The 13,218-nt window shown below is 52.9% G+C and carries 10 protein-coding genes; 2 read left to right on the forward strand and 8 right to left on the reverse strand.

Annotated elements, in window-relative coordinates; all coding sequences use genetic code 11:
* The first annotated feature begins 87 nt into the window (after nucleotides 1-87).
* Entirely contained in the window at nucleotides 88-465 is a 378-nt protein-coding gene (locus tag DY250_RS10395; RefSeq protein ID WP_115612227.1) for a hypothetical protein, read from the forward strand.
* Nucleotides 466-914: 449 nt separating this feature from the next.
* Here the strand turns inward: DY250_RS10395 and DY250_RS10405 are convergent, their stop codons facing one another.
* The 7 genes from DY250_RS10405 to DY250_RS10425 form a co-directional block, all read right to left on the reverse strand.
* Nucleotides 915-1,541: a hypothetical protein gene (locus DY250_RS10405; RefSeq protein ID WP_115612229.1), complete on the reverse strand. Its 627-nt coding sequence runs from the start codon at nucleotides 1,539-1,541 to the stop codon at nucleotides 915-917.
* A gap of 316 nt (nucleotides 1,542-1,857) precedes the next feature.
* Complete coding sequence (locus DY250_RS13775) at nucleotides 1,858-2,274, reverse strand: hypothetical protein (protein WP_006984359.1); 417 nt, start codon at nucleotides 2,272-2,274, stop codon at nucleotides 1,858-1,860.
* Nucleotides 2,275-2,369: 95 nt separating this feature from the next.
* A complete protein-coding gene (locus DY250_RS10410) occupies nucleotides 2,370-4,025 on the reverse strand; it encodes a cysteine peptidase family C39 domain-containing protein (protein ID WP_115612230.1) in 1,656 nt (551 codons plus the stop codon).
* Nucleotides 3,925-4,305: a hypothetical protein gene (locus tag DY250_RS14060; RefSeq protein ID WP_172542332.1), complete on the reverse strand. Its 381-nt coding sequence runs from the start codon at nucleotides 4,303-4,305 to the stop codon at nucleotides 3,925-3,927. Before DY250_RS14060 ends, DY250_RS10410 begins: the two co-directional genes overlap by 101 nt.
* 1 nt (nucleotide 4,306) lies before the next feature.
* Complete coding sequence (locus tag DY250_RS10415; protein WP_147293507.1) at nucleotides 4,307-6,631, reverse strand: hypothetical protein; 2,325 nt, start codon at nucleotides 6,629-6,631, stop codon at nucleotides 4,307-4,309.
* A 295-nt stretch (nucleotides 6,632-6,926) separates the two neighbouring features.
* Complete coding sequence (locus DY250_RS10420) at nucleotides 6,927-7,466, reverse strand: hypothetical protein (protein WP_147293508.1); 540 nt, start codon at nucleotides 7,464-7,466, stop codon at nucleotides 6,927-6,929.
* Nucleotides 7,467-7,480: 14 nt separating this feature from the next.
* Nucleotides 7,481-12,253 (reverse strand): hemagglutinin repeat-containing protein, encoded by a 4,773-nt coding sequence (locus tag DY250_RS10425; protein WP_115612233.1) that lies wholly within the window; start codon nucleotides 12,251-12,253, stop codon nucleotides 7,481-7,483.
* On the opposite strand from DY250_RS10425, the gene DY250_RS13780 reads away from it, so the two are divergent.
* Nucleotides 12,252-12,566, forward strand: coding sequence for a hypothetical protein (locus DY250_RS13780; protein WP_147293509.1), 315 nt, complete (start codon nucleotides 12,252-12,254; stop codon nucleotides 12,564-12,566). The genes DY250_RS10425 and DY250_RS13780 overlap by 2 nt on opposite strands.
* Here the strand turns inward: DY250_RS13780 and DY250_RS10430 are convergent.
* Nucleotides 12,548-13,111 carry an ankyrin repeat domain-containing protein gene (locus DY250_RS10430; RefSeq protein ID WP_115612234.1) on the reverse strand — a complete coding sequence of 188 codons (564 nt, stop codon included), beginning with the start codon at nucleotides 13,109-13,111 and terminating at the stop codon, nucleotides 12,548-12,550. The two genes, DY250_RS13780 and DY250_RS10430, sit on opposite strands and share 19 nt — an antisense overlap.
* Nucleotides 13,112-13,218 lie beyond the last annotated feature (107 nt).

A 13,218-nucleotide genomic window follows, 5' to 3' on the forward strand; every position in this document is an offset into this window, starting at 1 on the left:
CGGTTTAGCGACCAAGCGGCGTAAATGCTGGATCTGCCAAGCGGGCATAGGTATCTACCCAACTCAAACCCGGCGACCATACACACAATGAACCTGCACTGCTCCAAACCGACCAAGCGCCTTGTCCGCAGCTACCAAAGATACGTAAAAGACAACATCAGCCCCTGCACACCATTCGGCGGTATGCGCGCTCCCTTTAGCGTCGCCAAGCGCAAAACCCACACGCAAAAGCTGTCCCGTTTCCTGAAAAATCTAGTGATTAGCATCGAAAAACCCAGTACCGCCCTGATTCCGGGTACGCGTGACAACATCAGCCGTCACGCAGCAAAACACATCCCCGTTGCTCACGACTGGTCGAGAATCGGCGTTGAACACAAAAACAAAACCAACACCTTGTCACGCCCATCTACCGGGTGGAGGGCTGGTAGCAGGAAACGGGGGAAAGGATTTGCAATCGGTTGCTGATTGTGGGGCAGAGCTGCCTGCAGGTGTGGCGGCTGCAAAATAACCGGAGCGAAGCTGGGCGTCGGCTGTGTGAGTTTCTGATGCGGCTATCGGGACGACAGACAAAGAAGGGGCGTGAGATTACCGCCCCTGCGCTCCTGGAAGAGATGCTTAAACTGTTGTCAACACAGGAATTATTGGAGTTTATGACACCGGAAGAGATAAGGGGGGCCGCATGGGTTGTTCGGGGTGGAGATGGGAAGATACCTATGGTCATGCGCAGGCCAAGTTCGTCCAGGTGCGACATTTTGTCGCTGTGGCCATAGCTGCTGTGCACGGTGTCTTTGGTCACGGGGTTTTGCGCCAATACGGCGGGAGGCTGTCCGTCAGCGGCGTTGATGACGGGGCTGCTTTGCAGTTCGTAGCCCCAGTCATATGGGTGCGACAAGGTGTAGGTTTTGTTTTTGTGTTCAACGCCGGTTTTCGACCAGCCGTGAGCAACGAGGATGTGTGATGTCGCCTTTGCCCTGGATGCGGCTGCCGTGGTCGGTTGCGGCCCGCTCGCTCAGGTACTCGCGCCCCGGCGCGCCGAGGCGGCTTTGTCCGCCGCTGTTCTGGGTGAAGCGGTTCTCCAGGCTGCGCACGTCAAAGTGGACGTGTTTGCCGCTGAGGATGCTCTGGCTGCCGCTGTTGCGGTTCTCGATGTCGCCGGTGCGGCTTTCGATGTTCTCGCCGGCGTAGAGGCGCAGGTAGCCCTGGCTGTTGTCTTCTTCGCCGTTTCCGCCGTCAAGGATGATGCGGCCGCGGCGGTTGATGTTTTCTTTGCGCCAGGCACTGTTGGCACTGCTGCCGCTCGCGCTGCTGGTGGTGCTGTCGTTGATGATGTCGCCGCCGCTTTTGAGGTGGAGGATGCGGCGGGCGCGGATTTCTCCGCCGGTGTTGTCGATGGCGCTGTCGCTCTCGAGTAGCAGGTCGCGCGCGCTGAGGGTGCCGCCATGACTGAAAGCAGCAGGCAGGGAAACAAGCAAAACCGGCAGCAGTGCCATCCTTGCCCACAGGCGGAATGTACGCTGTGCCGGTTTTGCGGTGGTGGTCATGGGGTTACGGGACGTGGGAAGGATGCGGGCATTATGCCTGTTTGGGTGCCAAGCGGGGTAAACACTGGCTTCGACGCCAAGCGGGATAAATGCTGGGTTCGCCGTCAAGTGAGATAAATGCTGAGGTCGTGCGCAAAAAATCTGTCGTCCCGCAGCGGATTTTCGTTTTCGCCAAGGTGAAAGCGTCTGTTTTTGGCATTGCTACCTGCTTCGCTGCAGGATAAACGACAAGAAGGCCGTATTCATCCCGCTTGGTGGCTTTTCTATCTATCACAAACCACATGGGAAATAAGCTAGAGTCCTTGCGCCTAATATATTATTTTAATAGGGGATATCGCAGTTTCGCTTCATTAATGCAATTTCCATCATCATCTACCTCGCGAACCTCTGCGTACTTCCCATCCTTAATAGCCCAACACCAACCTAAGTAAGGATCAAAAAAAGCCAAATCTAAAATTTCTAAAATTGATGGATTATTCATATTTAATTTTATTGTTATTATAGAATCATTATATATCCACCATTGACCTCCAACACCAACTGGAACATATTCTTCCAATCTATCCAATTCAAAATTTTCAACCGATAGAACTATTTCTTCTAACGAATCTATTGTAAATGAAACTTCAAATTTATCTGGCCTTATTTTACAAAAGCAAGGGATATACTTTGTTTCAAGAAGAAAATTTGCCATTGGAAATAAAATGGCGTCAAAGTTTTTAACAATATACATGCACTATTTCTCCGGTTTTAAAAAAATTACATCACCAGTAAAACTCTTTTCAAAAGTAGTTGCCGGACTAAAATATTGTTTACCATGAGGATCTCTTATGGCAACAACTTTGGTCCCCCCCTAGTGGTTACGCCATCTACTACTATAAAGTGTGAAAAGTCCTTATTTTTGATACGAACAATAACAGGATTACCCGTTTTGGTGTATCTAACTATGTCATCAAGCTTTCTTCTTGAAACAGCCTGAGCTTTTACACCATTGTTTTTCAGTAATGCCTCTACTTTATAGCTACTGATCCCTTTAGGAGAAGGAGGGATTTGATGTATCAATTCATTAACGGCAACAGATTTATTCTTTGTTTTTAAAACCATATGGGCGCAATTGTGTCCACAGGTTGGATGAGGTCCTTGGTTTACCACAGGCCTATCCGGTTTCCCCGTCCTGGGAATTTTATCTTGTAATAAAGGATGCTCGGCTTGTCCAGCAACCTTTTCGCTTCCCACATTTTTAATTGATGCAAGCTCTTTTGCAGTAGGAGAGCCATGCGCAGCCGAATTCAATACGGCTTCACGGCTAGCTGCTTCTGCTGCGGTAACCTCGGCATTGCGTAAAGCCGCTCTTGCCGCACCATTTTTAAAGGCCTGCTTAATAGCGCTTGTCGCTTCTCTCACTCCTGAGCCTGCCAGCCCAACGGCCGGTGAGGCATCCAAGGCGCCTATCAGGGTCCTTCCCGTACTCGTGTCAAAGCTGCGTACAGCTTCATCACTATAATATTTTGCAGCTTTTCTTAAATCTTCTTCCGTTGCATTGGGATAATATTTTTTCAGCTCCTTGTAGGCAATATTTAAATCTGCCGCCTTAACTCTTTCGCCAATGTATTGGTCAAGCGTATCGCAGTATGTAAAGAAGCATTTTACTTTGGCTACAGTTAGATCTGTGTCCTGAGAGTGGCTTATTAGTTGTGCAGTGTATATAACATCCTGCTTGCAACGTTCATCAGTCCCGCAGTCATGATAGCGTTTGTCTATGTCTATAAGCTGGCTGGTACTTAGCCAGTTATTCCCCACCGCATTTTCCGCCGCACTGCCGGCATTTGCGGCATTGACCGCGTTGCCGCCCGCGCCGCCAACTGCTGTGCCAAAGAGGGCTGCTGCCGCTTTCAGGTTCGCTTTCTGCTCCGCCGTCAGTTTGTCCGGATCGCTGGTACCGTACAGGCGTTGCGCCAGCTGCGGAATGGCCATTTCCGCCCCCGCTGCCCCCGCTCCGCTTAGCGCGGCATCCGTGCCGCTGCCGCCGTTGGCCAGGGCGTTGAGTGCGCCCAGGGCAAAGTGCCCGCCCACGTGCGCGAAGCTGCCCGGGCTGGTGTTTTCTTTGATCCACTGTGCCGCGTAAGGCTGGACAAAGCCCATCGCCGCGCCGGGCACACCGCCCGGCGCGGTAATGGCGCGCAGGCCGCCATCGATGAGCCGTTTGCTGCTGTGGATGTCGTTCGCGCGCCTCTGGTACTCGCTTTCGCTGATGGTGCCGGCTTCCCGCTGGGCTTGCAGTTGTTCCAGCTCTTTGTCTTTTTTCTGCAGGATTTGCTGGCGGGTTTGGTCCAGTTCGCAGTGGGCTAGGACCTTACCAACACAACTTGGAAAATCCTTTATATTACAAATTACATTTACCTGTATCTTCTTTTGGATCTTGTGAACCACAGTCAATGGAATATGATAATTGTATATACCCTTTTTGCGCCATACAGATTCCAAATGCCTCTCTCATTTCCATATCAATCGGGCCATCATTATCATGAGTCATGGCACTTCTTAACTCAACATCCCCATATGCTGCGCCACAAGCAACAGCATCTCTCCAGCGTTGTTCTGAATCAGTATGCCCTATGGTTTCTGGTTTTTGAATATATGCAATAGATGGCCAAGGTTTGCCATAAGGCCCACCGCAAGCAATTGTCGGCATGGGGGATAAGCAACCATTGTAGCAACCGGTGAATGTTAACATACTTAGTATTAGTAAAAATCGATTTAACATCTTATTGTCCTATCATAAATAATGAAGTCCAATCATCCTCGGAAAGTATGTCTGACCAGGCAAAAGGGGTGACCGGGAAAATAGCCATGATAGTGATGGTTCCAGCGGCCCTATTAATTCCTTTAGTCCTATGTCGTGTTGTATTACCTAAATCATCATAAAACCCTGGCCATTGGCCTCCTTCTAAATCATGCATTCCACCATAACCCTCTATCACTTTATCCCTAAAAGATCCTGGCTTATATTTAATTCCAAAAAGGGAACCTTCTATTGGCTGAAAACCACCAGTAGCACCATACATTCTTTTAGCATCTTTATTCTTGGTTGGATCTATCGCATCTTTTAATGTTGGTAAATATTGAGAGCCTTTATATATATATGTTCCGTCTGGTCGGACACTACATCTGCTATCGTCAGGACCGCAAATAGCATCCAGGTCAATACGAACCCCGCCAAGTTTGGTTTTATCAAAGGCGCCACTTTCTGCACTAATATTATCCAGTCTCATCTCTGTTTTCTCATCAATAATACCTTTAAAGCGCATAGAATTATCCAGAGTCTCCCGTCGTCCAATGGTGTTAATAGTACGCAAAACACCTTGACTGATGGCTGCGCCCGGCACACCCGAGAAAGCACCTACACCCGCTTTGAGCAAGTTCTTTTGGTGCTGTAGCGCATAGACTTCATCAAAGAGACGTGCCGCTTCTTCCTTGTTACCAGTCTCCCATGCCGCTCGTGCTTTAGTACTCAGTTCTTCTTGTTTAGGGTTAATAGACTCGTCAATAAGGCCGAAAGCTACTTTGCGGAACTCTCGCCTGACCCGCGCTTCTTCCGCCATGCTGTGCAGTTTGTCCTGTCCGATCAGGTTGCCACGCGTCGCCCCGCCTGCGCCGGGTGCGCTGTCCGTCCAGATGTCACGCTGCGCCTGCGCGATGGTGTCTTCCACGCTGTGTCCCGTCTTCGCCTGTTGTTGTGCGGCATCGCGGATGGTGATGTTGGTTGTGCCGATCGCGGCATAGGTGGTGCCACGCTGGTTGTCGTAGTGCAGGGTGGCGCCCCGGCTGCTGTTCAGGCTGCCCGGCTGCCATTCGCCGGTGTTTTTGTCCTGCTCTTTGCTGTAGCTCGCATTGGCCGCTATCGCAAAGCCTTTGCTGCTGCTGTGGTTTTCGACGTTTTCCAGGTGCAGGGTGTCGGTCACGAAGCGGTTGTAGCCGTTTTGTTCTGCACTTTTGTCTGAGGTGATGATGCCGCCCAGCAGGCGGGTTTCGCCTTTGTTTTCGATGTCGAAGCCGTCTGCGCCCGCGTAGAAGCCGCTTTGGCCGCTGCGCCAGGCGTGTGTGGCGTTGTAGGCGGCGTCACTGGTGTGGATGTTGTTGGCAAGGTCCCGGCTGCGTGTGTCGCTGCCGGTGAGGCCGTCTGCCGCGTCGCGGCCACCGCTGGTGGCGTTGACGGTTTTGTAGTTGCCTTGCAGGCGGCTGTAGTTGGCGTCAACACTGCCGCTCACGAAGCCATAGCCGACGGTAACGTCTGCGCCGAGGCTGTATTGCATGCCGCGTTCGCGGCCCGTGCCCTGCGGGCTGATGATGGTCAGGTCTTCGGTGCGCGCCCGGATGCTGCGGCCAAAGACTTGGCCGCCGTGCAGGGTGGTTTTGCCTTCGCCCAGGTCGGTATGTCCCGTCAGGCTGCCAACGCGGCTCAGGCGGTGCAGGCCTTCTGTCCCTTCGTAGTAGCCGCCGGCGATGGCACCGCCGGCGTTGACGCCGATGGTGTTTCTGTCAAAGGCTATGCCGCCGTGCGCTTCCCAGGAGCGGTTGTCGTTGCGCAGGTGCTGGTTGGTCAGCACTGACTGGAAGGTTTTTTTGCCTTCGACGTCAAAGACGGTGCGTTCGCCGCCGCCGATGTCCGAGCCGGTATTGGTGTAGGTGCTGTTTCCTCCGCCACCCCGCACTTGCATGTAGACGGTGCCGTCGGCGGTGGTTTGTGCCGCCTGCACGCCCTGCCAGTCGCTCTTGGTCTCGCTTTTGCTTTTGCTCACGCCGTAGGTGATGGCGATTTTGGTGTTGCCACCGCCGCCGCCCGCACCGCCTTTTCCGCCCTGCTGGAACTGCATCATGCTTTGTTGCAGGTTGTAGGCGGCAAGTCCCGCCGCCATCGCTTTGACCCGGCTGTTGTCACTGTGGCTCAGGGTGTACAGGTTACCTGCCGTGGCGTTGATGTTATCGCTATAGTCGAAGGCGGCAAGCAGACAGACGAGCAAAACCAGCAGCAGCGCCATCTTTGCCCACAGGCGGAATGTACGCTGTGCCGGTTTTGCGGTAGAAGTCATGGGGTTATGGGACGCGGGAAGGATGCGGGTATGGGCATTATGCCTGTTCTTTCGCGTCAAGCGGTGTCGTGCTGGGGCCGCTCAAGCGGTATCGTTGCTGGGGTCGTACAAAAAAATCCGACGCCCTCACAAGCTTGGACGACGGATTTTTTGTTTTCACCAAGGCGAAAGCGTCGGCTTTGAGCATTGTGCCAGTCTCGTCGCATGGCTAAACGGCAAGGAGTCAGTGTTTGTCCCGCTTGGCAGTCTTTCTTTCTATTGCAATCTGAATGGGTAATTTGTATTCAATCAACGCTTACTGATCCCAGTAACCATCATCATGCCCATACAATTTTACTTTCTCTATTATTAACTCGTCTATAGAAGAATAGATTCCCATCTTAGGCCAAACTGCGATGCCAAAAACTTCTTCTTGCGATGCATCATGTACAACAAATTCATCATAATCGGTGTCAAAAACCAGTTCTATACCCGGACGTTGTTCTGAGACAAATTGGCCAATACGGATACCAAAAATTTCTCCTTCCCAGCCCTCGCCAAGGAATATTTCTATCAATCTACCATCCCTGAAGCGCATTTTAAATGGCTCTCTCTCTTCATCTTCTGCACATTCAACAAGGGTAATTTCCTCAAATATAGATTTGTAACATTTATCAAATTTAGAACCTAATTTGAATTTTCTATATTTAAAATTATTAAAACTAAAATTATCACTACCTCTTTTATCTATGGGGATGCCCAATCTTGTCATGATTTTTTCTATGTCGTCTAAAAAGACAATCCAATCATATCCCACACCTAGTGTGGGAGCCAATTTCAAATTTATAGTTTCCATTGATTTGACCTCTGTCATTTTCTAAACCATCTTTTATTTACCGAATCATAGTCTATGGGTCGACCATGATTGTCATAATAGAACTGCTTGCCCTCTTTTATAGATAGAGGGTTAAATCCGGAATCCGGATCTATTATTCTAATCTCCACGCCATCTTCATAAGTGATTTTATAATATTCACCTTCACCATGCGTGGTACCACCAGGGTGTTTTTGGATTTCTTTGACAAACGGATGGCCTTCCACTTTATATATTTTTGCGAGCCCTGAGGAACTTCCCCTAGGCGCCTTTAGCGTGACGGTTGCGCCATCCATTTGAAATGATCTAGCCAGATCATCAATGGAAGAGCCCCATATTTGATCAATTCTACGCGGGATACCCGCTAAAGCGGCATAATTTTCTCGCAGATAAACCCTTGCATGCGCTGATGTTGCGGGGATTCCATATGTATTAGGATTGTACACGCCAACATTGCTAGAGAGCGGTAAGGCTTCAGGAGCAACAGCTTTGGGGAAAGCCGCTTGCGGTTGGGGTTCAAGCCTAAAAGTTGTACCCGCATTAGTCCCTGTAGCGGTTGTACCCTTTGCCAGCGGGACATCGTTGCTAATTACCCGAGCTGGTGGCTTAAGTCCTGAATCGCGTAATAAATACTGGGCAGCCAGTCTTTCTTGGGCTTCTGCTGCTTTGGCTTTTGCAATGGCTTTTTTAAAAGGGTTGAAATTTCCTAGTTTTGAGCCTAGGGGGGTTCTTACCCCAGCACCGGTAAACTCCAGAGCTGCTGTGCCAAAATGTATGAAAGCATCCAGCTTGTTGCCTTGCTCAAACTCTTTTTTGCCCTTGTAAGCTTCAGAAGAGCCATGACCAATTAGAACGCCTGTTACGAACTTGCCCAGATTGGTTCCTGAACCAGCTACAACAGTTGCACCTATACCTAGGTAGGTATCCCTGTCATTAATGGCATCCCTCAGTATGCCGCCACGCGCCTGATAATAGTTATGGAGATCTTCCTGGAAGGCCCCTTGGTCTATTTTGTCAACAAGTGGTCTTTGAATAATACGGTGCGGGTTTGCCTTTTCCCATTCATGTTTTTGTTCTTTGGTTCCGGCAAATGGATAATCATAGTTTTTGGGCCTCATCGTGGGTGTCGTGCCATATAGTAATGAATACACATCTTGCACGGCCCACGGTATCCCGTATTTTTCAACATTTTCTGAATAGTAATTCTTTATTGCTTCATCTAGATATAACAACTGGTGTTCTTTAAGTGTCTCCCCGTTTCTCCATTTTTTCAGGTAGTAATCAGAGATCTGATCCTTTTCACTAAGTTGCGCATAATCAATGTTGTCTTCAGGAGCGTTTCTCCCCGCTGCAATATTTTTTCTGCTTTCGTCATATCGAGCTTGCGAATAGACACCGAGGAAGTTATTCCCCACCGCATTTTCCGCCGCGCTGCCGGCATTTGCGGCATTGACCGCGTTGCCGCCCGCGCCGCCAACTGCCGTGCCAAAGAGGGCTGCTGCCGCTTTCAGGTTCGCTTTCTGCTGCGCCGTCAGTTTGTCCGGGTCGCTTGTGCCGTACCAGCGTTGCGCCAGCTGCGGAATGGCCATTTCCACCCCCGCTGCCCCCGCTCCGCTTAGCGCGGCATCCGTGCCGCTGCCGCCGTTGGCCAGGGCGTTGAGTGCGCCCAGGGCAAAGTGTCCGCCCACGTGCGCAAAGCTACCCGGGGTGGTGTTTTCTTTGAGCCATTGTGCTGCGTAGGGCTGGGTGAAGGCCGCTGCCGCCCCGGCTGCGCCGCCCGGCGCGGTAATGGCGCGCAGGCCGCCATCGATGAGCCGTTTGCTGCTGTGGATGTCGTTCGCGCGCCTCTGGTATTCGTTTTCGCTGATGGTGCCGGCTTCCCGCTGGGCTTGCAGTTGTTCCAGCTCTTTGTCTTTTTTCTGCAGGATTTGCTGGCGGGTTTGGTCCACTTCGCGCCTGACCCGCGCTTCTTCCGCCATATCGTGCAGTTTGTCCTGTCCGGTCAGGTGGCTCCGCGTTGCCCCGCCTGCGCCGGGTGCGCTGTCTGTCCAGATGTCACGCTGCGCCTGCGCGATGGTGTCTTCCACGCTGTGTCCCGTCTTCGCCTGTTGTTGTGCGGCATCGCGGATGGTGATGTTGGTTGTGCCGATCGCGGCATAGGTGGTGCCACGCTGGTTGTCGTAGTGCAGGGTGGCGCCCCGGCTGCTGTTCAGGCTGCCCGGCTGCCATTCGCCGGTGTTTTTGTCCTGCTCTTTGCTGTAGCTCGCATTGGCCGCTATCGCAAAGCCTTTGCTGCTGCTGTGGTTTTCGACGTTTTCCAGGTGCAGGGTGTCGGTCACGAAGCGGTTGTAGCCGTTTTGTTCTGCACTTTTGTCTGAGGTGATGATGCCACCCAGCAGACGGGCTTCGCCTTTGTTTTCGATGTCGAAGCCGTCTGCGCCCGCATAGAAGCCGCTTTGGCCGCTGCGCCAGGCGTGTGTGGCGTTGTAGGCGGCGTCACTGGCGTGGATGTTGCTGGCAAGGTCACGGCTGCGTGTGTCGCTGCCGGTGAGGCCGTCTGCCGCGTCGCGGGCACCGCTGGTGGCGTTGACGGTTTTGTAGTTGCCTTGCAGGCGGCTGTAGTTGGCGTCAACACTGCCGCTCACGAAGCCATAGCCGACGGTAATGTCTGCGCCGAGGCTATATTGCATGCCGCGTTCGCGCCCCGTGCCCTGCGGGCTGATGATGGTCAGGTCTTCGGTGCGCGCCCGGATGCTGCGGCCAAAGACTTGGCCGCCGTGCAGGGTGGTTTTGCCTTCGCCCAGGTCGGTGTGCCCCGTCAGGCTGCCAACGCGGCTCAGGCGGTGCAGGCCTTCTGTCCCTTCGTAGTAGCCGCCGGCGATGGCACCGCCGGCGTTGACGCCGATGGTGTTTCTGTCAAAGGCTATGCCGCCGTGTGCTTCCCAGGAGCGGTTGTCGTTGCGCAGGTGCTGGTTGGTCAGCACTGACTGGAAGGTTTTTTTGCCTTCGACATCAAAGATGGTGCGTTCGCCGCCGCCAGTGTCCGAGCCGGTGTTGGTGTAGGTGCTGTTTTCTCCGCCACCCCGCACTTGCATGTAGACGGTGCCGTCGGCGGTGGTTTGTGCCGCCTGCACGCTTTGCCAGTCGCTCTTGGTCTCGCTTTTGCTTTTGCTCACGCCGTAGGTGATGGCGATTTTGGTGTTGCCACCGCCGCCGCCCGCACCGCCTTTTCCGCCCTGCTGGAACTGCATCATGCTTTGTTGCAGGTTGTAGGCGGCAAGTCCCGCCGCCATCGCTTTGACGCGGCTGTTGCCAGTGTGGCTCAGGGTGTACAGGTTGCCTGCCGTGGCGTTGATGTTATCCGCCGCGCCCCCGATCAGGCCGATTTTCAGGCCGCGGCTCTGGAAGCGGTTTTCCTGTTCGCTGTGGTGGTCGGCAACCAGCGCTGTCTCCGCCGCGCTTTTTGCGCGGATGAGGACGTTGCCCGCGTGCTTCCGTTTGGCCCAGTAGGCATCGCGCTCGGCGTCCGTCATCGCCGCCAGTTCAGCCTTGCCCGCCACCGGGCCGAGGTTTTCTTTGCGCGAGGCGTGGATGATGCTGCCGTTGTTCTGGTAGTGGTTGTCTGCTTCGATGGTGACGTTGCCGTCCAGGGCGCCAACCAGGCTGGGCGCGTAGTGTTTGCCGTGGCCCTTGTTGCGGTTATCCCATTCGCGGCGACCTGTTTCCACACTGAGCGGGTTTTGCAGGGAGTAGAAGAGGCCGCTCTTGCGCTGGTAGTCGCGGTAGTCGGTGCGGTAGGTTTCTTCTGCCGCGCTCACGGTGACGTTGTGCCCGGCTTTGAGCAGGGTGCCTTTGTCCGAGACGGCGTAGATGCCGGTGAGGTTCACGTTGGCATCGCCGTTCTGTTTTTTTCCGCTTGCCGGGTCGTAGCCGGCAACGATTTGTACGCGCTTGCCGCTGATGAGGCCGGGGATGGCGCTCTTGCCGTGTTCTTCGCGGTAGGTCTCGTTTTCTTTGCGGCCGGTGAGGCGGCGGCCTTTGTGGTACTGGCTGCTGATGTGGTCGCGTTCTTCCCAGCCGTTATGCAGGTCGACGCCGTCACGGCCGTAGATGGCCACGGTGCCGTTATCGCTGTTGATCTGCATGCCCCGTCCGTGCACTTTGCCTTCCCGGGCGTGGATGAGGATGTCGCCTTTGCCCTGGATGCGGCTGCCGTGGTCGGTTGCGACCCGCGTGCTCAGGTACTCGCGCCCCGGCGCGCCGAGGCGGCTCTCTCCGCCGCTGTTTTGGGTAAAGCGGTTCTCCAGGGTGCGGACGTCAAAGTGGACGTTTTTGCCGCTGAGGATGCTTTGGCTGCCGCTGTTGCGGTTCTCGATGTCGCCGGTGCGGCTTTCGATGTTCTCGCCGGCGTAGAGGTGCATACCGCCTTTGCTGTTGTCTTCTTCGCCGCCTTCGCCGTCGAGGATGATGCGGCCACGGCGGTCGATGTTTTCTTTGCGCCAGGCACTGTTGGCACTGCTGCCGCCCGCGCTGCCGGTGGTGCTGTCGTTGATGATGTCGCCGCCGCTTTTGAGGTGGAGGATGCGGCGGGCGCGGATTTCTCCGCCGGTGTTGTCAATGGCGCTGTCGCTCTCGAGTAGCAGGTCGCGTGCGCTGAGGGTGCCGCCATGACTGAAAGCAGCAGGCAGGGAAACAAGCAAAACCGGCAGCAGTGCCATCCTTGCCCACAGGCGGAATGTACGCTGTGCCGATTTTGCGGTGGTGGTCATGGGGTTACAGGACGTGGGAAGGATGCGGGCATTATGCCTGTTTGGGCGCCAAGCAAGAAAAACACTGGGCTCGTCGCCAAGCGAGGTAAACGCTGGCTTCGCGTCAAGCGAGATAAATGCTGAGTTCGTGCAAAAAATCCGCCGTCCTGCGGCGGATTTTCGTTTTCGCCAAGGTGAAAGTGTCGGCTTTGAGCGTTGTGCCTGTCTCGCCGCATGGGTAAACGGCAAGGAGCCGGTATTTATCCCGCTTGGTGGCTTTTTAGACGTTCACAAACGTTATCCATCCTACGCTCACTACGGTTCGTTTTTATAATTTGGTGAATTGTTTTTCGCTGTCTTGTCATATTGTTCCATTAACGCAATGACTTCTTTAAAAGCAGGATCATCACCAGAATATTTTTTAACCCCTTCTAATATGCCATGATCACCATTGTGGAAATTGACATCTCCCCCTTTATCCAACATAAGCTTTAACAGGGATAACTGTTCGGGCATGCCATTTATATAGGCTAATGGTGTTACCCGATCTATATTGGGAATATTAGGGTCAGCTCCAGCTTCTAATAAGGCTGTTGCGGCTGCTACGTTCTTACTGCGCATTGCGTAATTTAGAGGGGTCATGCCATATCGGTCTTGTGCATTAACATCAAGACCATGCCTTATTAAATATTCAATACTTTCTCGGGGAGGTTTTTGAGGATCAAATCCTAATAAAGCTTTATGTAACCATGACCATTTATCATTTTCTGTGATTTTATTTATATCTGCATCAACAGAGAATAATTTATCAAGCGCTGCAAAATCAGCTTCGTCAAGTGCATCAAGAATTTGAATACCAATCATAATACTTTTTTCCATATATTACCTATTTTGTTTTATGAAATTCTTCATTTCTTCTACAATTTTTTTCAAATTCATCAATCCCTAGTTTCTCATCAAGATGTCCACGGTTTTGTAGTAAATTT

Origin of the sequence: Cardiobacterium valvarum (assembly GCF_900460955.1) — a bacterium.
GTDB classification, from domain to species: Bacteria; Pseudomonadota; Gammaproteobacteria; order Cardiobacteriales; family Cardiobacteriaceae; genus Cardiobacterium; species Cardiobacterium valvarum.

Bases quoted from the DNA above. Each gene is read 5' to 3' on its own strand.
- DY250_RS10395 (WP_115612227.1), top strand. From the start codon at position 88: ATGAACCTGCACTGCTCCAAACCGACCAAGCGCCTTGTCCGCAGCTAC.
- DY250_RS10405 (WP_115612229.1), bottom strand. From the start codon at position 1,541: ATGACCACCACCGCAAAACCGGCACAGCGTACATTCCGCCTGTGGGCA.
- DY250_RS13775 (WP_006984359.1), bottom strand. From the start codon at position 2,274: ATGTATATTGTTAAAAACTTTGACGCCATTTTATTTCCAATGGCAAAT.
- DY250_RS14060 (WP_172542332.1), bottom strand. From the start codon at position 4,305: ATGTTAAATCGATTTTTACTAATACTAAGTATGTTAACATTCACCGGT.
- DY250_RS10415 (WP_147293507.1), bottom strand. From the start codon at position 6,631: ATGACTTCTACCGCAAAACCGGCACAGCGTACATTCCGCCTGTGGGCA.
- DY250_RS10420 (WP_147293508.1), bottom strand. From the start codon at position 7,466: ATGGAAACTATAAATTTGAAATTGGCTCCCACACTAGGTGTGGGATAT.
- DY250_RS13780 (WP_147293509.1), top strand. From the start codon at position 12,252: ATGGGGTTACAGGACGTGGGAAGGATGCGGGCATTATGCCTGTTTGGG.
- DY250_RS10425 (WP_115612233.1), bottom strand. From the start codon at position 12,253: ATGACCACCACCGCAAAATCGGCACAGCGTACATTCCGCCTGTGGGCA.
- DY250_RS10430 (WP_115612234.1), bottom strand. From the start codon at position 13,111: ATGGAAAAAAGTATTATGATTGGTATTCAAATTCTTGATGCACTTGAC.